22 protein-coding genes are annotated in these 24,946 nt (G+C 60.9%); 15 read left to right on the top strand and 7 right to left on the bottom strand.

Features of this window, described 5'->3' with window-relative positions; genetic code table 11:
• The first annotated feature begins 187 nt into the window (after positions 1-187).
• The 3 genes from N554_RS0106345 to N554_RS0106330 all read left to right on the top strand — a co-directional run bounded on the left by N554_RS0106345 (position 188) and on the right by N554_RS0106330 (position 4,404).
• Positions 188-1,018 carry a 3-hydroxybutyrate dehydrogenase gene (locus N554_RS0106345; RefSeq protein ID WP_029582713.1) on the top strand — a complete coding sequence of 277 codons (831 nt, stop codon included), beginning with the start codon at positions 188-190 and terminating at the stop codon, positions 1,016-1,018.
• 105 nt (positions 1,019-1,123) lie between these two features.
• Entirely contained in the window at positions 1,124-2,281 is a 1,158-nt protein-coding gene (locus N554_RS0106340) for a patatin-like phospholipase family protein (RefSeq protein ID WP_029582712.1), read from the top strand.
• A 668-nt stretch (positions 2,282-2,949) separates the two neighbouring features.
• Positions 2,950-4,404: an acetamidase/formamidase family protein gene (locus tag N554_RS0106330; RefSeq protein ID WP_029582711.1), complete on the top strand. Its 1,455-nt coding sequence runs from the start codon at positions 2,950-2,952 to the stop codon at positions 4,402-4,404.
• A gap of 208 nt (positions 4,405-4,612) precedes the next feature.
• Here N554_RS0106330 and N554_RS0106325 read toward each other — a convergent pair whose 3' ends face one another.
• The gene (locus N554_RS0106325) at positions 4,613-5,470 is read right to left on the bottom strand and encodes a VOC family protein (RefSeq protein ID WP_029582710.1); all 858 of its coding nucleotides are present in this window, start codon (positions 5,468-5,470) and stop codon (positions 4,613-4,615) included.
• A 366-nt stretch (positions 5,471-5,836) separates the two neighbouring features.
• Between N554_RS0106325 and N554_RS0106320 the strand changes: the two genes are divergently transcribed.
• The 7 genes from N554_RS0106320 to N554_RS0106290 all read left to right on the top strand — a co-directional run bounded on the left by N554_RS0106320 (position 5,837) and on the right by N554_RS0106290 (position 12,524).
• A complete protein-coding gene (locus N554_RS0106320; RefSeq protein WP_029582709.1) occupies positions 5,837-6,559 on the top strand; it encodes an aspartate/glutamate racemase family protein in 723 nt (240 codons plus the stop codon).
• Between the two features lie 14 nt (positions 6,560-6,573).
• Entirely contained in the window at positions 6,574-7,593 is a 1,020-nt protein-coding gene (locus N554_RS0106315; protein WP_029582708.1) for a zinc-binding dehydrogenase, read from the top strand.
• Entirely contained in the window at positions 7,590-8,000 is a 411-nt protein-coding gene (locus N554_RS0106310) for a PaaI family thioesterase (RefSeq protein ID WP_029582707.1), read from the top strand. The genes N554_RS0106315 and N554_RS0106310 overlap by 4 nt, the downstream gene beginning before the upstream one ends.
• 24 nt (positions 8,001-8,024) lie before the next feature.
• Positions 8,025-8,786, top strand: coding sequence for an SDR family NAD(P)-dependent oxidoreductase (locus N554_RS0106305; RefSeq protein ID WP_029582706.1), 762 nt, complete (start codon positions 8,025-8,027; stop codon positions 8,784-8,786).
• Between the two features lie 176 nt (positions 8,787-8,962).
• On the top strand, positions 8,963-9,427 hold the full coding sequence (locus tag N554_RS0106300; RefSeq protein ID WP_029582705.1) for an Lrp/AsnC family transcriptional regulator: 465 nt from the start codon (positions 8,963-8,965) through the stop codon (positions 9,425-9,427).
• Between the two features lie 174 nt (positions 9,428-9,601).
• Positions 9,602-10,855 (top strand): ABC transporter substrate-binding protein, encoded by a 1,254-nt coding sequence (locus N554_RS0106295; protein ID WP_081851128.1) that lies wholly within the window; start codon positions 9,602-9,604, stop codon positions 10,853-10,855.
• A 148-nt stretch (positions 10,856-11,003) separates the two neighbouring features.
• Complete coding sequence (locus N554_RS0106290) at positions 11,004-12,524, top strand: class I adenylate-forming enzyme family protein (RefSeq protein WP_029582703.1); 1,521 nt, start codon at positions 11,004-11,006, stop codon at positions 12,522-12,524.
• Between the two features lie 911 nt (positions 12,525-13,435).
• Here N554_RS0106290 and N554_RS0106280 read toward each other — a convergent pair.
• Complete coding sequence (locus N554_RS0106280; protein WP_245283539.1) at positions 13,436-14,764, bottom strand: Ig-like domain-containing protein; 1,329 nt, start codon at positions 14,762-14,764, stop codon at positions 13,436-13,438.
• Positions 14,659-15,828 carry a hypothetical protein gene (locus N554_RS41755; protein WP_051677347.1) on the bottom strand — a complete coding sequence of 390 codons (1,170 nt, stop codon included), beginning with the start codon at positions 15,826-15,828 and terminating at the stop codon, positions 14,659-14,661. Before N554_RS41755 ends, N554_RS0106280 begins: the two co-directional genes overlap by 106 nt.
• Positions 15,829-15,944: 116 nt before the next feature.
• Between N554_RS41755 and N554_RS41750 the strand changes: the two genes are divergently transcribed.
• Together N554_RS41750 and N554_RS0106265 are read left to right on the top strand one after the other, a co-directional pair.
• Positions 15,945-16,961 (top strand): integrase core domain-containing protein, encoded by a 1,017-nt coding sequence (locus N554_RS41750; protein WP_029582699.1) that lies wholly within the window; start codon positions 15,945-15,947, stop codon positions 16,959-16,961.
• Positions 16,962-17,403: 442 nt separating this feature from the next.
• Positions 17,404-19,743, top strand: a complete 2,340-nt coding sequence (locus tag N554_RS0106265) for a mechanosensitive ion channel domain-containing protein (protein ID WP_029582698.1) — start codon at positions 17,404-17,406, stop codon at positions 19,741-19,743.
• Positions 19,744-19,937: 194 nt separating this feature from the next.
• Here the strand turns inward: N554_RS0106265 and N554_RS41745 are convergent, their stop codons facing one another.
• Both N554_RS41745 and N554_RS0106255 read right to left on the bottom strand, forming a co-directional pair.
• Positions 19,938-20,144 (bottom strand): hypothetical protein, encoded by a 207-nt coding sequence (locus tag N554_RS41745; protein ID WP_081851124.1) that lies wholly within the window; start codon positions 20,142-20,144, stop codon positions 19,938-19,940.
• A 375-nt stretch (positions 20,145-20,519) separates the two neighbouring features.
• Positions 20,520-20,723 carry a hypothetical protein gene (locus N554_RS0106255; protein WP_029582697.1) on the bottom strand — a complete coding sequence of 68 codons (204 nt, stop codon included), beginning with the start codon at positions 20,721-20,723 and terminating at the stop codon, positions 20,520-20,522.
• Positions 20,724-20,971: 248 nt separating this feature from the next.
• Between N554_RS0106255 and N554_RS0106250 the strand changes: the two genes are divergently transcribed.
• Positions 20,972-21,220: a hypothetical protein gene (locus N554_RS0106250; protein WP_156041808.1), complete on the top strand. Its 249-nt coding sequence runs from the start codon at positions 20,972-20,974 to the stop codon at positions 21,218-21,220.
• An 80-nt stretch (positions 21,221-21,300) separates the two neighbouring features.
• Here the strand turns inward: N554_RS0106250 and N554_RS0106245 are convergent, their stop codons facing one another.
• Positions 21,301-21,519 carry a hypothetical protein gene (locus N554_RS0106245; protein WP_156041807.1) on the bottom strand — a complete coding sequence of 73 codons (219 nt, stop codon included), beginning with the start codon at positions 21,517-21,519 and terminating at the stop codon, positions 21,301-21,303.
• Between the two features lie 576 nt (positions 21,520-22,095).
• Between N554_RS0106245 and N554_RS0106240 the strand changes: the two genes are divergently transcribed.
• The gene (locus N554_RS0106240; protein ID WP_156041806.1) at positions 22,096-22,590 is read left to right on the top strand and encodes a hypothetical protein; all 495 of its coding nucleotides are present in this window, start codon (positions 22,096-22,098) and stop codon (positions 22,588-22,590) included.
• A 101-nt stretch (positions 22,591-22,691) separates the two neighbouring features.
• Here the strand turns inward: N554_RS0106240 and N554_RS0106235 are convergent, their stop codons facing one another.
• Entirely contained in the window at positions 22,692-24,200 is a 1,509-nt protein-coding gene (locus N554_RS0106235; RefSeq protein WP_051677344.1) for a glycosyl hydrolase family 79 N-terminal domain-containing protein, read from the bottom strand.
• Positions 24,201-24,405: 205 nt separating this feature from the next.
• Here N554_RS0106235 and N554_RS0106225 point away from each other — a divergent pair, with 205 nt between their 5' ends.
• On the top strand, positions 24,406-24,741 hold the full coding sequence (locus N554_RS0106225) for a hypothetical protein (RefSeq protein ID WP_029582692.1): 336 nt from the start codon (positions 24,406-24,408) through the stop codon (positions 24,739-24,741).
• The last annotated feature ends 205 nt before the right edge of the window (positions 24,742-24,946 follow it).

Raw genomic sequence — 24,946 nt, 5'->3', positions numbered from 1 at the left:
CGACCGGATCGCACCGCCAAAGTTAACCGATTTCGGGCGCCAAGGACACCAGAACTGCGATAGCGCCCGCCTATGGTTTCGGAAGCGAAAGGGCATTTCCATTGGTCCCGCCCGCCGTGCAGATTTCCGTCGGAATGAATGGCTCCGCAAGGTGCCGAAACCACAAGAAGGGCGGAAGGGATTTGTCATGAATATTCAGCTGAAAACGCAGGGCGCACCGTCGGCCTCGCGGCCTCTCGCTGGCAAGGTCTCGCTCGTTACCGGCTCGACCAGCGGCATCGGGCTCGGCATTGCCCGCGCGCTGGCTGAAGCCGGCTCGGCCGTGGTGCTGAACGGCTTCGGCGTTGTCTCCGAGATTGCCAGGACGAAGGACCGGATATCAGCGGACTATGGCGTCAGGGTAAGCTATTCGCCGGCCGACATGACGAAAGCGGAGACGATCGCCGAGATGATCGCAGCGACGCTGACCGGGCATGGCCGGCTCGACGTGCTCGTCAACAATGCGGGCATTCAGTATGTCGCGCCGCTCGATCAGTTTCCGATCGAGAAATGGGATGCGATCCTGTCGATCAACCTGTCATCGGCGTTTCTTCACACAACCCGGCTGGCGCTGCCCGCGATGCGCAAAAACAAGTTTGGCCGCATTATCAACATCGCGTCGGCGCATGGGTTGGTCGCATCACCATTCAAGGCCGCTTATGTCGCCGCGAAGCACGGCATCGTCGGCCTGACCAAGGTTGCGGCGCTGGAAACGGCCGAAGAGGGCATCACCTGCAATGCGATCTGTCCGGGATACGTTTATACCCCGCTGGTCGAGGCGCAGATCGGCGGTCAGGCCAAGGCTCACGGAATTTCCCGCGAGCAGGTCATCCGTGATGCGCTGCTGGCGCAGCAACCCAACAAGCGCTTTGCAACCGTCGAAGAGCTGGGTGCGCTCACGGTATTTCTCGCCAGCGATGCGGCTGTTTCGATCACTGGCACCGCCTTACCGGTCGATGGCGGCTGGACCGCGCACTGAACAGTGAGGGGGCGATCTTTCACCGATCCGGCACGGGTAGACGTAACAAAATCGAATGGCTCGCGAACATCAGAGAATGCGACAGGCATCCAACGGGAGCGTGACATGAATAAAGTTCGGGATAACAGATCTTCGCAGAATATCAGGTCCCTGGGCAGGTCTATTCCGGGTCAGGTCGTCCTTGTGCTCCAAGGGGGCGGCGCGCTTGGATCCTATCAAGCAGGTGTCTATCAAGCGCTGCACGAAGCTGGAATCGAGCCAGACTGGATTATCGGCACGTCCATCGGCGCCATCAATGCCAGTCTCATTGCCGGCAATGCGCCTCAAAACCGTTTGTCGCGCTTGCGGAAATTCTGGAAGCGGATGGAGCAGAAGCCGATCTGGAGTAACATGTTTCCCGGCTTCAGCGAAAAACTGTCCTACTGGTCGACGCTGACAAACGGAATTCCCGGGTTCTTCAGACCCAATCCGCTTGCCCATGCCGGCGACGACTATCCGCTTGGTGCTGACCGAGCTGGATACTATTCCACCGAGCCGCTTGAGCAGACCCTTACCGAACTGGTCGATTTCGATCTGGTGAATAACTGTAACCCACGGCTCACGGTCGGTGCCGCACATGTCCGAACCAGCCAAATGCGGTATTTTGACAGCCGCGATTCCAAACTGGGTGTGAAGCACATCATGGCGTCGGGGGCGCTACCGCCGGCATTTCCTGCTATTCGTATCGATGGCGAGCTATATTGGGACGGTGGGATTCTATCGAATACGCCGACCGAAGCGGTGTTCGACGATAATCCGCGCAGAAATTCGCTGATCTTCGCCGTTCATATGTGGAATCCATCAGGCGCAGAGCCGACCACGATGGCGGAAGTGCTCAACCGGCACAAGGATGTCCAGTATTCAAGCCGGATCGCGAGCCAGATCGCGCGACAGCAGCAGGCGCATCGGCTGCGACATGTGATCAGCCAACTCGCCGCCCGGATACCGGAGGCCGAGCGCAACAGCGACACCGTTCGTGAATTGGCCTGCTACGGCTGTCCGACGCGGATGCATGTGGTGCGGTTACTGGCGCCGCAACTCGATCGCGAGAACCACACAAAGGACATCGATTTCAGTCCGTCCGGCATCAGGCAGCGTTGGGAAGCCGGTTATGCCCATACGAGGGCGGTTCTCGATCATTCTCCCTGGACCGGCGAGTTCGATCCGCTTTCGGGCGTTATTCTTCACGAGCAGATGGAAGTCATGTCCGCTGCGGCCGAATGATGGGCTAAGAATGATGCGGCCCGGTGTGGGCTTTTGGCCACTTTTCGGACTTAGGGCGAGGACTGTACCTGAGTCTGGGATGCGCGTCCCAAAGCGGAAGTTGACCAGCCGATGTTCAAGGGACTCAGTCTGATGTTTGACCAGCTGCCGAGTTTGTTCACTTCCACAACTTGCAGCTGCAAAAGTCTCCAAGTCGAATTTTCGGCCAAAACCGCGGAAATTCTTTCGACATTTCAAAGGCGTTTTTTGAAATGGGAATATGCAAGTTCGAATCCTCCCAGGTCAGCCAGGCAGTGCGGCAACTGGAGATTGTTGCCTCTAGAATCCTATAAATGCCCGCCAATTGCGGGCTTTTGTAGGTTTTAGCTTCGTCTCCACGCTCCCCATTCGCACAATCTCAGAGCGAAATCGCTGATAGTCTCCGGCGGATGTTTGAAATATTCCCGTTTTTGGGAGACCGCGGCCGGAGACCGGGTTCGATCGGTACTGCGCGCCGCATCGGGCAGTCGATTTCGCTTTCTACCTCAATTGTTTTGGCATTCCGGGTTCAGGTTTTCGGCACATTCAAGACGCTTACTGCGCGCCGTTGATCATTGCTGAACAGCTCGAACAGATGATAGCGTCGCTGAGGCAGGGGCATGTTGATCAAAACCGCGAGGAGCGATGCGATGTGCGCAGGTGACGACAAGACGTGTCCGGAATTTGAACTGCACCACCGAAAATTCAAGGAAACGCTTGATCGTGAGCGACGGTCGTTCCTGAAGTCGAGCTTCGCCGCAGCCGGCGGCGCAGCGGCGCTCAGCGCCGGCGGTATTTCGCTGGTGACGCCGGAGATGGCGGCCGCCGCCGAGAGGCATCAGCCGGCCAAGCGCGCCTATCATCATTTGCCCGCAAACGCCGACACGGTGCATTGGGGCTATTTCAGCAAAAAACTGAAGCCGCAGGTCGAGATCGATTCAGGTGACTTCATCACCATCGAGGCGCTGACCCACCATGCCAATGACGACGCCGAGCGCATGGTCAAGGGCGATGTCGGTGCCGAGAGCGTATTCCTGTGGACCAAGGAGAAGAAGGGTGTGGACCGGCGTGGCGCAGGACCGATGGATGCTTCGCTGTTCGGTCGCGGTGCCGGCGAAGGCCTGGGCGTCCATATCCTCACTGGACCGGTCTACGTCCGCGGCGCCGAGGAGGGTGATGTGATTGAGCTGCGGATCATCGATGTCGCACCTCGGCCCTGCGCCAATCCAAAATATCCCGGCAAGGCGTTCGGCAGCAACGCGGCGGCATGGTGGGGCTTCCACTACAAGGATCTGCTTACCGAACCCAAGCCCCGCGAAGTCATTACCATCTACGAGGTCGATGCCACCGGAGAACGTAATTGGGCGAAAGCGGTATACAATTTCAGATGGACGCCGCAGACGGATCCATCCGGTGTGGTGCATAAAACCATCGACTATCCGGGCGTCCCGATCGACCACGGCACTATTCAGGAAAACCATGGCATCCTGAAGAACGTTCGTATCCCGATACGGCCGCATTTTGGCGTGATCGGGCTGGCGCCCAAAGAGGCTGACATGGTCGATTCGATTCCGCCGAGCTACACCGGCGGCAACATCGATAATTGGCGGATCGGCAAAGGCGCGACCATGTATTATCCAGTCGCGGTTGAAGGCGGCCTGCTGTCCGTTGGCGACTCGCATGCCTCGCAAGGCGATTCCGAATTGTGCGGTACCGCGATCGAATGCTCGCTGAATGGCACCTTCCAGATCATCCTTCACAAGAAGGCCGATCTGGCCGGCACCGCGCTCGAAGCTCTTGATTATCCAATGCTAGAGACTCAAAACGAATGGCTGGTGCACGGCTTCAGCTTTGCCAATTACCTCAACGAGCTCGGAGCCAAGGCGCAATCCGATATCTACTCGAAATCGTCGGTCGATCTCGCCTTGCGCGATGCGTTCCGCAAGATGCGCAAGTTCCTGATGACGACTAAGAAGCTGACGGAGGATGAGGCAATCTCTCTGATCACAGTCGGCGTCGACTTCGGCATCACCCAGGTGGTTGACGGCAACTGGGGCGTCCACGCCGTCATCAAAAAGGACATCTTTGCTGGTGGCGAGGCCTGATCCATTTCTGCCTGTCGTAAACCATCTACGGGAGCGACGCTTTACAACTGGAAGGCCAAATACTCGGCCAAGCGTCCGCGACCTCGACAGGCTTCCATGAATGGACCGGTGGGCGGACTGACTGCCGGTCACCAAGCAACCGATGAAGCAAACCGATGGAGTTCCTCCGGCAGGGCAACGCGGCGCCGCGCGGCGCGTGACTATGCAATCATCGTTCGACGAAGACTACTAGCACGCCGCCGGCCGCGCTCGGCGGCACGACCAGACGGTCGCCAACCTTCACACCGGCCGCGCCAATTGCCTGGGCCGCAGCGGCGAGATCGTCGACCGCGATGATGAGCCCTGCGCCACCACGCTCCGGCAAGCCGTCCACTGATACGCCCGGATATTGCTGCGCCAGCGCGCCGCGGGCGACAAACATGATTTCGGCGCGCATCGATCCCGACGGGACCACGATGCTGCCGTCGGATTCGGAATACTGCTGGCTGTCGATCAGCCGCAGCATGTGGCGTGCGTCACTTTTTGGCCGCGGTGAGGTGACGATCACCCGCTGCAGCCCTCCCGCAGTGTTGGCGTGGCGCTGCAATTCCGGGATCCACACCTTGTCCCGCGTGTGATGCTGACACGCGAAGATGCGGACGCTCGCAGGCGCTTCCTCGCGCGGCCACTCGAAAATGCTGAAGCGAGCCTCGCCTTCGCCGCCGCCGGGCAATTGGATGGGACGTCCAAAATCAATCGGGCCGATCGCTTCCATGCCGAGCTCGCGCAACTCTCCAGCGCCGGCGGCAGCATCGGTCGTGGTGAAGGCGATCCGCTCGATGCCGCCGCCGCGCTCGGCGAGAAAAGCGCGGCTCGGCGCGTTGTGTTCGGTGGCCGTCAGAATCCCGAGCAGCTCGACGTAATCATCGCCGAACATGATCGTGTAGTTGCCCGATCCCAGCTTGGCGCTGTGCGTCCCGCGCGGCGAGACGGTAAAGCCGAGTCGCCTCCAATTGTCCGCAGCCGCGTCGAGGTCCTCGACCATGACCACGACATGATCGACGCCGACAAGGTATTGCAGTGACATGCGCCTCTCCAATCTTCACGCCCGCGCAAGCTATGCCAAGTCGCGGCGGGGCCGCAATCCGACACGGATGTCGCTGAAGCGAGCGCGAAGAGCAGTTGCCAAGGCAATCAGAGCCAGTCTGACGGCAATTTCTGGATGGAATCTGCGGAGATGCCAACGGAATTGGAATCAAATACCTATCGCTGGCTTCATCTTGGAAGTAGTTTCCAAAAAGGCCGTCCGAGCGCTGTAACAACGCAAGCCGCTGATCGCTTGCCAGTGTTAGCGTCTTATCAATCGGTGATCGAGTGGGCAGCGGGCATAGCGGTCTGCGCCCTTGCGACCAATGATGGAGTTGCACCGGCAACCGGAGTGCGAGGACTGATGATGAAGACGATCGGTTTGATTGGCGGAATGAGCTGGGAGAGCACCGCGGTGTATTATCGCCGGCTCAACGAGCAGGTGCGGAAGCTCTGCGGCGGCCTGCATTCCGCCGAGATCGTCATGCGCTCGGTCGACTTCGAGTCAATCGTCGCGATGCAGACTTCGGACGATTGGGACGGCGCCGCCGGCGTGCTGCAGAAGATCGCGCGCGAGCTCGAAGCCGCCGGCGCCGATTGCGTGCTGATCTGCACCAACACCATGCACAAGCTCGCCGACGCGGTGCAGGCGGCGATCCGGATCCCGCTGCTGAATATCATCGACATCTGCGCGCATGAGATGAAGGCGGCCGGCGTCCGCCGGCCGCTGCTGCTCGCGACCCGCTACACCATGGAGCACGATTTCTATCGCAAGCGCATGAGCGGCCGGCACGGGCTTGAGACCATTGTACCGGAAGCCGACGATCGCGCTGCGGTGCACGATATCATCTTCTCCGAATTGTGCTGCGGCATCACTCGTGAGTCCTCACGGCAACGTTACACGGACGTCATTGGACGCGGGCGGTCCGCCGGCGCGGACAGCGTGATCCTCGGCTGCACCGAAATCGGCCTCTTGATCCAGCCGGAAAAGATTGATTTACCGGCGTTCGACTCGACGCTGCTGCATGCCGATGCGGCGGTCGATTTCGCACTGGGCGACGGGCCGCTCGGCCGCGCCGACGCAGCCTAAGGGAGAACGTTTAAATGCGCGCGATGGTACTGCGGGAACACGGGGGGCTCGACAAGCTCACTTTCGATTCGAACTTTCCTGATCCCGACGTCGGACCCGCCGACGTTCTGCTGCGCGTGCGGGCCACGTCCCTAAACTATCACGACATCTTCACCAGCCGCGGCATGCCGGGGATCAAGATCCCGCTGCCGGTGATCATGGGCCTGGACGTCGCTGGCGAGATCGTCAAGGTCGGTCCCGATGTCGAAGGCTGGAAGGCCGGCGACCGCGTGCTGGTCGATCCGCTTAACCGCATCGAAGGCGGGCTGATGGGCGAGACCATGAACGGCGGTCTTGCGGAGCTGTGCAAGGCACGCGCGCATCAGCTCATGCGGATTCCCGACAATGTGAGCTTCGAGCAGGCGGCGGCGCTGCCAGTCGCTTACGGAACCGCGCACCGTATGATGACCACCAACGGTCAGGTCACGGCGGGCGAGAAGGTACTGATCCTCGGCGCCAGCGGCGGCGTCGGCGTGTGCTGCGTGCAGCTCGCCAAGATCGCCGGGGCTTATGTCGTCGCCTGTGCGGGCTCGGAAGAGAAGGGGCGGCGGCTCAAGGAGCTCGGCGCCGACGAAGTCATCCTCTACACCCAGGAAGACTTCATGCAGGTGGTGCGGCAGCGTCACGGGCGGCCGCAGCGCGTCGGCGGCGGCTCGTCGGCCAGCGGGGGCGTCGATGTTGTCGTCAACTTCACCGGCGGCGATACTTGGGTGAAGTCGCTGCGCACGCTGAAGCTCGGCGGCCGCATCCTCACCTGCGGCGCGACCGCGGGATACGATCCTGCCGAAGACCTCCGGGTGATCTGGACGTTCGAACTGCAGATCCGCGGCTCCAACGGCTGGGAGCGAGAGGACCTCGAGAAGCTGTTCGCGCTGGTCTCCGCCCGCAAGCTGAGCGCGCTGGTCGACAAGTCCTTCCCGCTGGAGCAGGCGGCGGAAGCGCTGCGGATGCTGGAAGACCGCACCGTGTTCGGCAAGGTAGTGGTGACGCCATGAATACGCCGCTTGATCAGGGCCATATCGAGGCGATGCTGAAGCAGTCGCCGTTCATCTCGTTTCTCGGACTGACGGTGATCGCGCTCGACGCCGACAAGCAGGAAGTCGTCATGCGATCGCCGATGCGGCCGGAGTTCGAGCGCGAGCCCGGCACCAAGCAGTGGCACGGCGGTCCGATCGCGTCGATCATCGACACCGTGGGCGACTACGCGCTGGTAATGTTCGTCGGCCGCGGCCTGCCGACCATCAACTTCCGCGTCGATTTCTTCCGGGCAGCGATCGACACCGGGCTGATCAGCACCGGTCGGGTGCGCCGGCTCGGCCGCACAGTCGGCGTCGCCGACATTGACGTCCATGACGAGAAGGGCGCTCTGATCGCGATCGGGCGGGCAACCTATGCGATCTAGAACGTCCGCAAGCGTAGTGCCGCGATGAAGCCACTCGCCGACAGGATCGCTCTCGTCACCGGCGCAAGCCGCGGCATTGGCCGAGCGATCGCTGTCCGGCTGGCGCAAGACGGCGCGCTCGTCGGCGTTCATTACCGGGCTGAAGGCGACAAAGCGAAGGAGATGCTCGACCTGATCCGCGTGCGAGGCGGTGACGGCTTCCTCGTCGCGGCGGATCTCGCCGATCCGGCCGGCGCCACCCAGCTTGCAGACGCGGTGATCGGCGAGCTCCGCACGCGGCGCGATCCGCCGACGCTGGACATTCTCGTCAACAATGCGGGCATCGACGACCGCAAGACCATCGAGCAGGTGACCGAAGCCGACTTCGATCGCATGCTGCAGATCAACTTCAGATCGCCGTTCTTCCTGATTCAGAAGTTGCTCCCGGTTGTGGCGGACGGCGGCCGCATCATCAACATCTCATCGATGGCGGCGCGGCTGTCGTTCCCGACTATGCCGGTCTATGCGCCGACCAAGGCGGCGCTGTCGACGCTCAGCCGCGTGCTCGCCGCGCATCTCGGGCCGCGCGGCATCACCGTGAACGCGGTGCTGCCGGGTGCAACCTCGACGGATCTCAACCCGGCCGCGGCCGATCCGCAGCGCAGCGGCGCGATCCGCGACACCGTGGCGCTCGGCCGGATTGCCGAGCCTGACGACATCGCACCGGTCGTCGCGTTTCTGGCGTCGCGCGAGGGCGGCTGGATCACCGGCGAGACCATCGAAGCGAGCGGCGGCCAACGACTATGAGCGCTCGTTCCGGCCGCGATTTTTTGTTCCCTAAACCCGGCGCTGGCAGGAAAGATCTGCTTCCGCCTGCGTCATGGCGAGCTTGGCCGTTGCGGCAGGTGCCGCGGCATCTTCCGCGTTTCCTCTTTGCGCAGTGTATTCTGTAGTGCATGGTCCGCGTTGGAGACAGGACGCTGATGGATCGCATCGATCTCAAAATTCTCGGTTGCTTGCAGGAAGACGCTATGATGCCGGTCGCGGCCGTCGCCGAAAAGGCGGCGCTGTCGACGTCGCCCTGTTGGCGGCGGATCCAGGCGCTGATCGAGAAAAAGATCATCCGCCGCCGCGTCGCGCTGCTCGATCCGAACATGGTCAACGTGCCGGTGACGGTGTTCGTTACGCTGAAGACGAACAAGCATGACACCAAGTGGATGACGTCGTTCGCCCGCGAGGTGGCGAAGATTCCGGAGGTGACCGAATTCTATCGCATGAGTGGCGAAGTCGACTATCTGCTACGTATAGTCGTGCCGGATGTTGCGGCGTATGACGGCGTCTACAAGCGGCTTGTCAGCACGGCGGAACTCTTCGACGTGAGTTCGAGCTTCGCGATGGAGACGATCAAATACTCCACCGCGCTGCCCCTCAAGTACGCGAACGTATGAACCGTGCTGCGACCCGTCCGTTAGTTGATGCGGCGAGGCCAAATCGCCGCGCCACGAAGGCGCTCTTCGGCCCGCCCTTTGCAGGCGCCCCTGCTCGCGAGAGGTTTTTCGAGCGGTTTCATGCCCGGAAGCGTGAGGCCAAGTAACTGTCACGACCGGCTAGTTGGAGGAGTTATGAAGAACGTTTACCGCAGGAGTGTGATGAAGCGGCTCGCGGCCGCATTTTATGCGGGGCTCGGCGTCGCGAGCCTAGCCCTCGGCAGCGCGTCAGCTCAGCAGAAGGCGGAGGATACCTCGGCGGTGCGGATCGGCGTGCTCACCGACATGTCGGGCCTGTTTGCCGACATCTCCGGTCCGGGCGCAGTCGCCGCGGTGAAGATGGCGGTCGACGATTTCGGCGGCAAGGTGCTCGGGCGTCCGATCGAGGTGATCTCCGCCGACCATCAGAACAAGGCCGACGTCGGCGTGGCGCTCGCGCGCGAATGGATCGACGAGAAGAAGGTAGTGATGCTCGCCGATCTGATGAACTCGGCGGTGGCGCTCGGCGTGATGGAACTCGCGAAGTCGAAGAACCGCATCGCGATCGTCAACGGCGCGAGCACCTCGGTGATCACCAATGAGAAGTGCACGCCGAACAGCATCCACTACACGTGGGACACCTACGCGCTCGCCCGCGGCACGGCCAACGCCGTCGTCCGCCGTGGCAAGAAGAAGTGGGCGATCCTCGAAGCCGATTACGCCTACGGCCACCAGCTTGCGAACGATAGCCGGCGCTTCGTCGAGCAGGCGGGCGGCACCGTGGTTTCGGAGATCAAACATCCGACCAACACCAGCGACTTCTCGTCGTTCTTGCTGCAGGCGCAGAGCTCCGGCGCCGACGTGATCGCGCTCGCCAATGGCGGCGCCGATACGATCAATTCGATCAAGTCGGCGGCCGAATTCGCCATCGGCCGCAGCGATAAGCAGCAGGTCGTCGGTCTGGCGATCAATCTGAACGACACCAAGGCGCTCGGCCTCAACGCCGCGCAGGGGCTGCTGCTCACCGAGGCGTTTTATTGGGATCTCAACGACGAGACCCGCGCCTGGTCGAAGCGCTTCATGGAGAAATTCGGCAAGATGCCGACTTCGACTCAGGCCGGCGACTACTCGTCGACGATGCACTATCTGAAGGCGGTCGCTGCGGCCGGGACGCTGGACGCGGAGACCGTGATGGCCAAGATGCGCGAGATGCCGATTAGCGACTTCTTCACGCACGACGGCCACATCCGGATCGACGGTCGCATGGTGCACGACATGTACCTCGCGGAGGTGAAGAAGCCGTCGGAGTCGAAGGGACCGTGGGATTTCTACAAGATCCTTGAGACGATCCCGGGCGATCAGGCGTTCCGCCCGCTATCCGAAAGCGCCTGCCCGGTGGTCAAGAAGTGATCGATCAGCCCTCGGTGCAGGGCCGCTGCCTGGCGGCGAACGCGACCGAGGGCCACCTTATCGCCCGGCACGGCGATTGCAGCATTTGGGCGACCCGCGCGCATCGGCGAGCGGGTCGTCGCGTTGAACTTTCTCTGGAGTGGAAGTGATGTCCTGGCCGTCCCGTAATCTCGGTTGCTGCTTCGATCCGTCGAAAGGTCCCGCCAAGGTCGCGATCATCGATCTTCGTCAGCCCGACCGACCGGAAGAAGTCACCTACGCCGCGCTCGACGCCGCTTGCGATGCGGTGGCGCGCGGCCTAATCGCCAAGGGGCTGAAGCAGGGCGACCGCATCGGCATCATGTCGCTGAATTCGGCGCCGATGATCGCGGCCTATCTCGGGATCATGCGGGCCGGCATGGTCGCGGTGCCGATCTCGTTCAAACTGGCGCGGGAAACGGTCGAGTACATCGTCAAGGATGCCGACCTTCGCGCAGTGTTTCACGACCACGAGCGGGCGTCGCTGGTGCCGGGTCATCTGCTCGGCATCGATTTCGATATCGCCGACGGCTACGCCGCGCTGCTCGACTACGGCCCCTTCACCGCGTTCGAACCGAAGGGCCGGGAGATCGCCACGGTCCTCTACACCTCCGGCTCGACCGGCATGCCGAAGGGCGTGCTGCTGTCGCACGAGTCGCAGATGTGGGCGCTGGATGCCGCGGCACGAGCCGGCGATCGTTCGCACCACCGCTACATCGTCGCCGCGCCGATGTTCCACATGAACGCGACGATCAGCGTCAAGACCGCTCTGCACGCCGAAGCATCAATAGTGCTGCTGCCGGCCTTCGATGCGCGACTCTACGTCCTGGCGATCGCCAAGTATCGGGTCACCTGGCTGACATCGGTACCGACAATGATGGCGATGCTGGCGCGCGAGCGCGACCTGGTCGGAACGCTCGACTTCTCGTCGGTGACCAACGTGATGATGGGGTCGGCGCCGCTGACAAAGCCGCTGGTCGAGAAGGTGCAAGGCCTGTTCCCGGGCGCAGCGATCAGCAACGCTTACGGCACCACCGAGGCGGGACCGGGCGTGTTCGGTCCGCATCCCGACGGTTTGCCGCGGCCGGACACGGCGCTGGGCTATCCGGTGCCGGGCGCACTGGCCGAGCTTCGGGAGGGTCCGTCCCCGGACGAGGGCGTGCTTTACATGAAGAGCCTGATGCTCATGGAAGGATACAATAACCGGCCGGAAAAGACCGCCGAAGTGATGCGCGACGGCTGGTATCGCTCTGGCGATATTATGCGCCGCGACGAGAACGGCTTCTTCCATTTCCTCGGCCGCGCCGACGACATGTTCGTGGTCGGCGGCGAGAATGTCTGGCCGGGCGAAGTCGAGAAGCTGGTCGAGCGGATGCCGGGGGTGCACCAAGCCGCGGTCGTGCCTGTGCCGGACGAGATCAAGGGCACGCTGCCGTTCGCCTTCGTCGTGCTGCAGGACGGTGCCAAGGTCGACGAGGCCGCGATCAAGAAATTCACGATCGACAATGGACCGGCCTTCGCGCATCCGCGCTTCATCGAGTTCCGGTCCGAGATTCCGCTGTCGGCGACCAACAAGCCAGATCGCCGCCTGCTAACCCAGGAAGCCGAACACATTGCGGCCCGGCGTCGGGCAGCCGGCGAACGCGCCTGACGTTCGCTGGCGGCATCCAACTGCTTGCCGCCGTCTTTGTTCGACACCTCGAGATTGCTGTAGCACGCTGCGTCCTCTCCTCGGCCATCGCGGCGATTACCGATTTGCGCGCGCCAGCCTGCATGGTCCACGAGGCGCCCAGGATGAGTTTGTTCTGGCCGCCATCGCTCAGAATCTGAGGCGGCTCGCATCGCTGGTCGCTCGGCCACCACCAACTCAGGCTCTGCGCATCGCGTAGCGTTGGAGTTGCGTAGCAAGCGTCGGGGCCAGCGCGTCAACGCCGCGGCCCTCAACGAAAGGCCCAACGGCCCGATCCGTCGCATTCCCGAATTCGACGAGCCCCGCCCAGAGACGCGGTTCGATCGGGAATGCGTGAGTTCGAATCCTCTCACTCCAGCCACCCATTCCTGTTTTTGGAGAATTTCCTTTTCTTGACGAGAAAGGCCCGCCAAATGCGGGCTTTTCTTATCGTCGAAAGTCTCTGGAGACCGGCGTTCGCACTTTTTCGGCCAAAAATTCCCGAAAGTCTCCAGCCGAATCCAGGAAAACTCCCGTTTTCTGGAGACTCGCCTTGGAGACCGAAGAATAATCCCACTGCGCGCTAGGGTTGGCAGGCGAATCTGTTCGTATATTTCTCGATTGTATTCGGTATCGCTCAGTCAAATCGAATTGGGATACACAAGTTTCGGCTTGCCAACGCCACTCGTTTTCCAGAGCGACTGCGTCGGCTCGTGCGCAGCCTATTGAGCGCCAGAAAACGGGAAAAGCACGACTTCGAGCTTCAGCCCTGGTGCCTGCTTCGCTGACCAAAGCTACCGCTAGTGCCGGCGCCGCCAAAACGCTAACAACCCCTGTCAAATCTTATCGTTCGATCCGCGGGCTCGCCGGGATTTGACCGAACCGCTTCTCAGTCAAACCAAGTGGAAGTCGCTTTGGTGGGCTTGCAGGTCGGCAAGCGTTACGCCTGTGAATGTGATTGTATTCCCCGCCCCATCATTGATGACTACCCCCGCGGCGGAATTGCTCGCGTGTGCGAACAGGTCGGCCAGGTTTTGAAACACTGACTTGTCGATCTGCACCGCGTCGTTGTGCACATCGAAATCGGTGATGGTGTTCGCGCCGAAGCCGGGCCTGAACAGGAAAGTATCCGGACTATTGCCGCCAGTGAGTGAGTCACCCACTCCGCCGATCAGCACATCGGGTCCGTTGCCACCCAGCAGAGTGTCGTGCCCGAACGAGCCGTCGAGCACGTCCAGGCCGTTGCCGCCATTCAGCGTGGTATTGGTGCCGGCCTGATAGGACTGACTGGGATTGAGAACGACAACGCTCACAGTCGCCTGAGTGTTGCCGCCATGCCCGTCCCCGAAGGTGTACGTGAATGTATCCTGGGGGACGATTTGGTCCGGCAAGGCGCCCTTCGCGGCGACATAGGTGTAACTGCCATCCGCATTCAGGGTGAAGGAGCCGTATGTGCCGGCGATGCTGTGCCCGAAACTACCGCCAACAACGCCCGTAAGCCCGATTGCGTCGCCATCGGGGTCAGAGTCGTTGGTCAGTAAGTTTCCGTGAAAAGTTCCGCCTTTGGTAACGGCAGTTGAGTCATTGGCGGCAATTGGCGGGCGATTGAGCGTGATGTCGAGCGCCGCACTGGCCGTGCCACCGTGACCATCGCTGACCGTATAGCTGAAGATGTCGTGCAGCTGGCTGCCCGCGGCGCCGGTCAGGTTGGTGACGGTGTAGGTGTAGCCGCCGTCCGCGCTCAGCACCAAGGTGCCGTGCGATCCGAGCATTGTGCCCGCCGCCGCGGCGAGGCCGTCGCCGTCGGCGTCGCTGTCGTTGGCAAGCACGTTGCCCGAGGCGGTGCCGCCGATGCCCGTCGTCGCTATGGCCGTATCGGCCGCCGCGCCCGGGCCACGGTTGAGTGTGATGTCGAGCGTGGCACTGGCCGTGCCGCCGTGACCATCGCTGACCGTATAGCTGAAGGTGTCGTGCAGGTGGCTCCCGGTCGGTGCCAAGGCCAGGGCCGCGCTGTTGTCAGCCGCGTAGCCATAATGTCCGTTCGAAAACAGTGCCAAATGGCCATGGGTGCCGGCCGTGGGGATGCCGACATTGACCCCGAGCCCGTTTACGGCGCTCACAACAAGCGGGTCTCCCTCTGGATCTGTATCGTTACCGAGAACGCCAGGCGCATCGACCGAAATGCCGGCAACTTGAGAATAGGCAAAATCGTTCGACGCCACCGGCGCGTCATTGTAGCTTCCGTTGATGGTGACCGCGATGTCGCGCTGGGCCAAGCCACCGTTGGCGTCGGAAATCGTGACGAGAAGTGCTCGACGCGTGTTTCGCCGGGGGCGAGGAACGCAACGGCAGCGTTGTCCACGGTGAAAAGCCAGTTGATCGTACCTCCCGTCCCGTCTCCGGTGGTATCGGTGTGTAATACGGCAGTGAATGTGCCGACTGCGCCCGGCGTTAGTGGGGTGACTGTGATGTTGTGCATGTCGGCCACGTCGGAATCTGAGAAGCCGAACGATCCGGCGGTCGCGAGCAACCCCGTGATGCCGCCCGGCAGTTCGGTTACCTGTCCGGGGGTCGTCCAATGCGCATCGAGCGAGAAGCCGAGCGTCGCCGCCGCGACCCGTTGCAGCGCCGCGGCCTCTGCCTCTGTGATGCCGAGATCGGCCGCGGCGTGCTCGGCGGGACCCGGCGAGCGGGGATCGAGACCCGTGAGCGTTCCGAACAGGGTGAGCGCACTGAGATAGGAGCCGTACTTGCTGGCATGCAAGTTGTCGTCCCACCACAGGTCGACCTTGCCGTCCGTGCCCGCGTCGGGTGCGTAAGGATCGCGCGTCGCCGTGCCGTCCTGAACGGCGCGCAGGAAGGCCGCTCCAACGGGAGCCACACCCGCGAAGATTGGATTTGCCGCGGCGAGGCCCTCGTAGGCGGCGCGCAGATCCGCTGTCATCGCCTCGAGCGAGAGGTAATACTCCGGCGCCGTCGTCGTCGTCGTCGTGACGGCCCCCGTCTGGTCGTTCGTGTTCGCGACAAGCGCAACTGTAACCATGTTCGGCCGCGCCCAGGTCTCGTACAGGTAGACGTCGGTTGCGGAATTGGCGTGCGGGTTGGTCGGAATGGCACCGTCGGCCGCGCCTGTGGTTGCGTATTGCGCGAGCTTCACGGCGTAGGTGTTGAAGGACTGGAGGTTCGGATCGGCTGCCCCTGCCGTCGAGAAGCTGTTTGCGCCGGTGACGGTGAAGTCGCTCCCCGGCAGCGTTCCCGTTCCTGATACGCTGAAATTGATAGTCAAAGGTGCAGTGTTCGAGCCCGATCGTGTGAACTGGTACACCAGGTTGCCCGAGCCATTGTGTGTACCGAAAACCTTACCAGAGTTGATGACGTGATGGAATCGCCTAAGCTGGCGGAATGATCGGGCTGTTCTGTTTCGTTCTGGCCGTTCTGGCCTCGCCATTCAAGTCGAAGTTGCGGCTTGAGGCTGAGAACGCGGCGCTTCGACATCAGTTGATTGTCTTGAGGCGTGGACTGCATGGTCGCGTCCGGCTCACGAACCATGATCGCTGGTTCTTGATCCAGCTGTATCGCTGGTTTCCATCAATCCTGCAGGTCCTCACAATCATCCAGCCCGAGACGCTCGTGCGGTGGCACAGGGCCGGCTTTCGCCGCTACTGGCGTTGGAAGTCGCGCCCATCGGGAGGGCGACCGCCGATCGACACGGAGCTGCGCGTATTGATCCGGCGGATGAGCGTCGAAAATCCGCTTTGGGGCGCGCCACGCATCCACGGCGAACTGCTCAAGCTCGGGTTTGAGGTCGCGCAGTCGAGCGTCGCCAAGTACATGGTCAAACGGCGGGGGACGCCCAGCCAGGGCTGGCGGACCTTCTTGCGTAACCACGCGCCAGACATTGCCGCCATGGACTTGTTCGTCGTTCCAACTATCGGTTTCGATCTGCTCTATGCCTTCGTCATCGTCCGGCTCGACCGCAGAGACCTCATCTGGATCAACGTCACAGCAAATCCCACGGCCGAATGGGTTGCACGTCAGATCACGGAGGCATTTCCTTGGGATGAGGCTCCGCACTACCTTATCCGCGATCGCGACCGGATCTATGGCCGCGTCGTCACGCGCCGATTGCGCGCCATGGGCATCCGGGACAAGCCTACTGCACCAGCCTCACCCTGGCAGAACGGCTTTGCCGAACGACTGATCGGATCGATCCGGCGCGAGTGTGTGGACCACATCATTGTCTTGGGCGAGGTGCATCTGCACCGGATTCTGCAATCGTACGCACGCTATTACAATGACATCAGGACGCATCGATCACTGGATAAGGATGCGCCGGTCACTCGCCAAATTCAGCGAATTGGAAGCATCAAATCGCACGCCATCCTTGGCGGACTTCACCATCATTACGTCCGGGTTTGAGTTTTTCGGTATACACAGCTCTTGGCCGCAGAGCGCTGAAGCTACTTCCACCGCTGCTTTAGGGCGTCGGCGACAGACTCGAACGACTGCACCCGGCCCTTCAATGCCAGGTGACGCCGAGATCCCCGAAAGTCGATCAGAAGATGAAAGGCATCTGCAAAGGGTGCTGAGCAGGGATGACGGGAATCTGTGTTGGAGGTCGGGTCGTGGAAGACCTCCGCAGCCTATCCCTGGATGCCCAGCGCCCAGAATAGGCGTCGAAGCTACCGGCGATTAGTCGCTGCGGCATTTTTGTGATGCGGCAAATGCCAAGAGAAAGCCGCCACAGTGGCAAAATTCCGACACACGATAGCGGCGAAAAGGGGCGATCCGACATGACGCATGCGCGAAGGCTGGTACCGATTCCGGTTTTGCTATTGTGCACGTATTCAAAGGGGCCTTCGTGTCGCACAAACTGTTCCCGTCAATCCTGCTCGCCTGCGCGTTGTTTGCCTTGCCTTCTTTTGCTCAGACGGGCGCTGCGCCTAAGGCAGCCGTCTCAGCCACGAACAACGCCGATGTGCTGACGCCCGATCAGGCGAAGCGGGCGCTCGATACGCTTCAGGACGACACGAAGCGCGCGCAGATGATCGCTACGCTGCGTGCTATCGCCACTGCCTCACCGGAGGCGCAACCCGCGCCCGGACCGCAACCCGCGGTTCCACTCACGGCGGACAGCCTTGGCGCACAGCTCTTGCTGACGGTGTCCGAGCAGGTCGGCGAGATCTCGCAAGAGATCGCCTACATGGCGCGGACGCTGACGCGCTTTCCAGCGTTCTACTATTGGATCGTGCGAACGGCCAACGATCCGTCCGCTTATAATCAGTTACTCGATATCGCGTGGAAACTGGCGTTGGTGTTCGGTTGCGCCTTCGCTGTCGAATGGTTGATTTTCCGTCTCATCAAGCGGCCGGTAGTTCTGCTGGAAGCGCGCCTTCCGCGAACGGCGCGGGCGCCGGCGCAGACGCTGGCGATAGGCGATCCGCCATCCTCGGCGGCGGATATCATCGCAGAGCCCGCACTGCAAAAACGGCGTCTTAGTCTGGCGCGTGCCTGGCAATCGCTGATCAGGCTGCCGTTCGTGCTGGCGCGTCTCGCGCTCGAGCTGCTGCCGGTGCTCGTCTTCGTCGGTGTCGCCTCGATGTTGTTGGGTACCGAGATCGGCGATCTCGCAACTACCCGGCTTGTGATCCTCGCGGTCGTGAATGCCTACGCGCTGTCGCGCGGGCTGATCTGTGTCGCGCGGGCGCTGGCGGGACCTTTCGGTCTGTTTCGCGTTCGCGCCGAGACCGCGGCCTATATCGAAATCTGGGCTCGACGCATCGTCACCGTCGGCGTATCGGGCATCGCCTTTGCCAATGTGGCGCTGCTGCTGGGCTTGCATCGCGCCGGCTACGCCGCGCTGCTGCGTCTGGTGATGCTGGTCGTTCACCTCTTCATCGTCGTCATCATCCTGCAGTGTCGCCGGCAGGTCGCCGAGGCCATTCGCGCGCCGGCCGGCCGCGAGGGCGCAGCGGCCAGGGTGCGCAATCGCGTCGCCAGCCTGTGGCACTATCTTGCGATCGCTTTGGACCTCGCACTGTGGGCTGTGTGGGCGCTGAATATCCGCAATGGTTACTCACTGCTGCTACAGTATTTTGCGGGCACCGTCGCGGTCGCACTGATCGCGCGGCTCGCCACCATCGCGGTGCTGAGCCTGATCGATCGCGGTTTCAGCATCAGCCCGGATATCCTGCAGCGCTTCCCCGGCCTCGAGGCCCGCGCCAATCGCTATCTGCCGCTACTGCGCAAAATCGTCTCGGCTGTCATCGCCTTCATCGGCTTCGTTGCACTGCTTGAAGTCTGGGGTATGGATGCCATCGTCTGGTTCTACGGCGGCCAGATCGGCAGCCGGTTGTTGTCGGCGGTAGTGACGATCGGCATCGCCGCGCTTGCAGCGGCGGCGATCTGGGAGGCAAGCAACGCGCTGATGGATCGCCAGCTCAATGCCCTGTCGCGCGACGGTCACTTCGCGCGCGCGGCGCGGCTGCGTACCTTTCAGCCGATGCTGCGAACGGCGCTGCTGTGCCTGATCGTCACGGTGGTTGGTTTGACGGCGCTGAGCGAAATCGGCGTCAACGTTGCGCCGTTGCTGGCCGGCGCCGGGATCGTCGGTATCGCCATCGGCTTCGGTTCGCAGAAACTGGTGCAGGACCTCATTACCGGGCTGTTCCTCTTGCTGGAAAATACTGTCCAGGTCGGTGACAACGTTAGTGTGTCCGGCCTGTCAGGGACAGTCGAGAATGTTTCGATCCGCACCATCCGTCTGCGGGCCGGTGACGGCTCGGTGCACATCGTTCCTTTCAGCGCCGTGACGACGATCACCAATTCAAGCCGTGGTGCCGGTAATGCGGCCGTCAGCGTCAACGTTTCCTACAAGGAAGACACCGACCGCGCCGGCCAGATACTCAAGGATATCGTTGCGGAAATGCGTCGCGAGCCCGAATACCGCCAGGCGATCCGCGGCGATCTCGAACTGTGGGGCGTCGACAAGGTGGACGGCTCGATGGCGTCGATCGTCGGCCAGATTCGCTGCACCGACAGCGGTCGCTGGCCAGTCCAGCGCGAATTCAACCGCCGCATGAAGCGACGATTCCAGGAGTGCGGAATCGAAATCGCATCCGCAGGTCAAACCATTCTGATGCAGATTCCCGCGCCGGCCGACGTAGCCTCGAATTCGATGCCTCGACGGGCGGCTGGCTAGTCGAAAAAATTGCGCCGTCATGGGCCGCTGTCGGTTCTTGCCATGGCTCTTACGCGAGCCAGGAGTGCAACTATATGCCTCGTTCAAAGCCTGCGCGATGTCCGCGATCAGATCGGACGGTAATCGATGCCGATCGGCCGCCGGATCGTGGCGGATATCAGCAGAAACGCCGCCCCCGACGAGGCGGCGTTTTGCTATGTGGTCGCGTTGGAATTCAGTGGTGTTCCGTTTGCCTCGTGGGTCGGAGCTATCTCGCCGTCAAGCCAATCTTGTTCGTTGGCCAACGCCAGCCATGCGGCTTCCATTCTCTTGTACCTGTGATACGTGGGCTCGTTGGCTGCGCACTCCGCTAGATGAGCGCAGTTCTCTGCGTTTTCGCGGAAGATATCGGACTGCTTCATGCCTATCCTCCTGTGAATTCTCGGTGAATTCGGACGTTTCAACCCTGAACTAATTCCCGGGGTTCCACTGGCGGCGGGCCATTTTGCAAAAAGCCCGCAGATGAAGGACTGTTCAGGAGCGCCGGTAAGGCGACGCGGTCAAACCAGGATGGGGAAATAGGGGCGGGGATGAAAGATTCAGGCGTTCGCGCGCTTATGCTGAGAAAAATTTTGCGAAGTTCGCCATGGAAAACGATCCTACTCGGTGACGCATTCGATCAGCCCGGCCTGATGTCTGCGCGCAGCGACGAGCGTAGCGGTGCCATCACTCACAATCACCGGAAAAGTCTTTGAGTGGTTCTCGCTCTTTCAGCAGTTGTTCGCAACAGGCACGCCTCAACGAACGATGAAATAGCCGCCGTCAGTTGTGACAACCGGTATGCCGGCTTTAAGCACGGCAACTGAAGACTGCACCGATTCCTGTTCGAATTTTGACATGATCGCGGTGCTGAGCGTTGTGATAATCAGTATTGCGACAAACGCCGAGCCAACAATCCGACGGTGTGTTTGACGATCAGCGCTATACAGCGAGTGGTTCATGTCTATCGCCTCGAATGATTGGCCGCCGTGAAGAAGCGGTGGCTCATCGATAGCGAGCAGATTTGAACGAAGGAGATTCGAATTCCGCCGATTTGTACCTGACTAATTGAACGGACGTTTACCTGGCGGCAGCCCGCGATCGCATGGTGAATTTTTCGTAGGGGGCAAGTTCAAATGCGAGTCAATCCGCGGGCTTGTTTTTAAAGCTAGATGCCTATGAAGCCCTGAAAGATGACAAAGGGGGGCAAATGACGGCATCGGAAGGAGCGCGGCACGTATCCGCGGAGAAGTCCTCGTGTATCGCTGCGAGTTGGACAAAGCCTGACAATATCTGGGTAGAAACGGCCTGGACTGTCCTTGAGGCAGCCAGCGACCTCGGCGACATCCTCACGATCGAAGCGTGCCAACGCGTTATTGACGATGATTCGGGCGGCGACTTACCTGCGCAGTCCGACATGAACACCATTTTTGGCTTTTTGGATGCTCATGCACACTAGCGTGGCCTCAAGGTAGCGCGAGGCTGCTGTCCCGGCAGGCGTCGTTGCCGTGCAACTCAACCAATGCGCCGCCCAACCCATCATCGCGCTTCGACGGCGTATCCTAGTTGTTTCAGGTTGTGGAACGCCTGGATTTCCATCGGCTTTGCCGTCTTGGGAATAGCCACTACAAAGATTTTTCCCTTGTTTCTTTTCATTGCCGCATGCACGTCCGCGAAATGGTTGAATTGGCATTCCGAGATGATGGAACGTTCGCCCCGATCTTCGTGATGAATAGTGAGAGACCACTTGGTGCGCATCATAATTCCCCGAATTGTTTATGAAGCGCCGGCATTCTTGATCAGCAAATGAGGCTTTCTTGATCAGGAAATGAGGCATTTCGTGGCAGGCATTTTGTCTCGAGTAAGTCGGATCGTGCGTGGGCGATGTGGACTCCTGGTTGCGCGATGCGATCGACCAACGTCCCAGGTTCGGCCGCTGATCGGGAAGAGAATCTGATTTTTTGGCATTCAGAACCGAGGGGAGGCTCTCCATCTGGTCTTTTGGCCCGAACTCACGAGATCGCCTCGATCGAAGCTTCTTGAACTTCAATCGATTGCGGTCGTAGTCTGTGGATCGGCGACAAGTGGGTGGCGGACTTGTTTGACTGGTATCCGAAAAAGCATTCGGCTCAGAAGACAGAGAAGAGATCGCCAGGCGGTTTCGTCGGGCCTGACGTCATTCTTGACGAATTAGGCAAGCGCGTTCCCCAATACATGGATGAGGTTGATCGGGGGAAATTGATCTACCCGGCCTGCAGGCGAACGCTTTCGGACGCCAGTGGCGATGTTGGATCGGTCTGGGACCATACGCGGCTCGAAGCGGTACGATACGTAATGATGGTGCCCGCCCGCGAGTTTGAACTGTTGAGCGAGCCGGTCCGGCAAATGGAAATGATAGATGCTTACCTTGTTCAGCGGCCTCACGCGGAGACCGTGATCGACTTTACCGGCACTGCGGCGACGGATTTCGCAATTGCCATCTTAGCCGGCCTCAATTGGCTGACCTACTGCGCCGGATTGGCTGGCGTTCCTCCTGCCCAACAATCAGGCACCATCCGCAATTTTCGAAAGGTCGTCACGCTCGCGCAGCGATGGTGGTTCACAGAGGGCGCCCCGGACCGTTGCGCTCAGCTGCTGGCTCATGGAGAGCAGCCGCCTCTGATGCTTTATCTGGTATGGTCGGAGTACACGCGGCTTGCAAAACAGATTGCCGCAGCTGCCATTTTTGGATCATCGATCAGCCGTTCGGCGAAATTGGTCGCATTGCCTGTTGACCTCGTCTCGCGCTTTGAAGGTGCTCAGGACCCTGACGATTTGACGGGTGCTTGAACGCAGCAGCCGAAGAGCGGGTAATCCCACAAACTAGGAGCAAACGTGTCCAATCCACTGGAGGTGGACTGGTAACGCGCAAAGCCCGAGTTCATCAGCTGTCATTGACAGGCGCTGTTTGCCGCTGCGGGAATGGCGACAAAGGTAATTGTCGTTGGTGCGAACGTCAGAGCGCCCGCGGCTGTCTGCACGCCTCCGATGCGGGGCAGGTCATCCTTGACGCCCAAGTCCAATGTACGGCCGTTCAGACGTACGGTCCCGTCTTGCAAGTTCGCGGCATCCAGAGTGTAACGCTCCGAAGCGCTGGCGAGCGTCAGCGCGCGCGGCGCGTTGCTGTTGGTGTTGATGACCAAAAGACTAACCCCACCACGCATGCGTGGTTGGCAATGCGCGTAGACATGAAGCCCCGTTTGAATGGGCAGGCCAGAATCGAGCACGGTGCTTCCCATTAGTTGTCGCCACAACAGCGCGCCCCAGTAGTTTGGTCTGGGTGCCAGCGTTTTCTCATTGATCAGGCCGTAGTCGCTCGCTGCAAGCGTGTTGTGCATCACGACTTGAACGCCGGCCTTCGCCAGGCGCCCAAGCTGATCGAGATATCTGAACGTATCGAGGAAGGTCGCGTCCCGGCGATTTCCGCCGCAGGCTGCCGCAGCCGTTTCGGTCAGCCAGATCGGCTTGCCAGGTTCGAATTTGTCTCTAAGCAACCTGTAGGAAGCCAGAGTCTGATCGGTCCGGGAGAACCACTCTTCGGAAAGCGCTGCCTCGGGTGAACTCGTGCCGCGGCATCGCTCCGATAGTGTTCCGTAGTGATGATACGAAACCGCATCGACCCCGCCGTGGCCGGATGCAACGAGCAGGTCCGAAGCAGAGGTCGTCTCGCCGACTGTGCCGGGTCCGAGGATAAATATCTCGGGAAAGTTTTCCTTCACAAATGAACGGAATATCTTGAAATCGCGTCCGTAGGCGGCTGCACCATAGCCCGTTGGCGCAACGCCTGTCGCGAAAAGGTTTGGTTCATTCATAAACTCTGCTGCGGCAACACGGCCTCCGACCGAGGAGGTATAGTCGAGAAAGCGGCGCGTCTGGTGCGGTGACCAGATGCCGGCCGCATCGCGGGTGCCTGGGCTCACGGCGAATGAAGTCACGATCTGTGCCCCAACCGCTTGCGAGAAATTGACGACGCCTCGCCATTGCTGCTGGGAGAGAACGCCATTGAATCCATGAGGCGGTTCTGGTGGTGCGGATTCCGAGTCCGCAAAATAGGTGGCGTTTGCCCAGGTTCCGCTGACGCGCATGTAAGCCGGTGACAATGCTGCAGCCAGCTTTCGCAACCGCGCGTTAGTGAGGTCGGTCGGCGGCCGGTATTCGTATAGATCCGAAGGTCCATCCGAAGTGCTGGATCCGTAGGGCTTCCAGAATCGTCCACCAGTCACTTCGATCATTTCGACGTTGTAGGATTGGAAGCGTTCGTCGACCGTCCCAACGCGAGCCAAGCTCGCAGGTGCGATGAAAGCTTGCTCGGCGAACGCCCCGGGGCAGGCAAGCGCGATGAGCAATATCGATATCAGGCAAGCTTGAAGTTCGGGACAGACCCGATGGATCTTGCGCATGGAATTCTCCGCATCCGGCCGTCACCAGCACAATGCGTTTGGGTGGCCTCATAACCTCTGAGCTTGACGCAACGCGAACAAGAAAGCGCTCAATAAAACTATACGTGATTTTACTTTTGTTCGTGAGGAACCTCAGACGCATGGGTCCGTTTCTCCTCCTCCTGGTAGGCAAGGCCGCAGCCAGGAGAAACTAAGGGAGAAGCGGATGAAAACGAAATCATCACTCATTCTCGCGAGCTTTGCCGTTATGGCTCTGAGTGCTGGCGCCGCGCAGGCCGGCCCGTGCGATACCGCCGGCCGCGCCGCGAACATGAAGGACGCAGGTTCCGGACCTACAGTGGGTTCCGCAGGGCAGGGACAGACGACCGGTATGAGTACAGACGTCCCTCAGCACCCGCCGACCGGCACGATGAACCGCGCAACTGGAGAGGTCGCGGCGTCTTCACAGGATGCGCAAAAGCAGATGCAGGGCCAACCCACGGCGGCGCAGCAGGCTGAGGGAGCCAAGCCGACGGGAAAGACGGCCGATAATGACTGTTGAATACGCCTGTGAAACCCACCCACTGGGTCAGGCGCCGCGGCCGACCTATCGGCGATATCTGGCGGACAAGCCCTTAGCTATTTTGGATCAACGTGCCACCGCGCAGGCCACGACACGAAGTCTTCGATTTCGGGCGGTTGTGGTCCCGGCACGTTGATCTGAATGCTGCAACCCTCTCGAAGAGCTTTTGCGCCCATGGCCGTTG

It is taken from the genome of Bradyrhizobium sp. URHD0069 (assembly GCF_000701345.1).
Classification (GTDB): domain Bacteria; phylum Pseudomonadota; class Alphaproteobacteria; order Rhizobiales; family Xanthobacteraceae; genus Bradyrhizobium.
The sequence above is the reverse complement of the archived record's forward strand: the minus strand, read 5'-3'. Positions and strand labels throughout refer to the sequence as shown.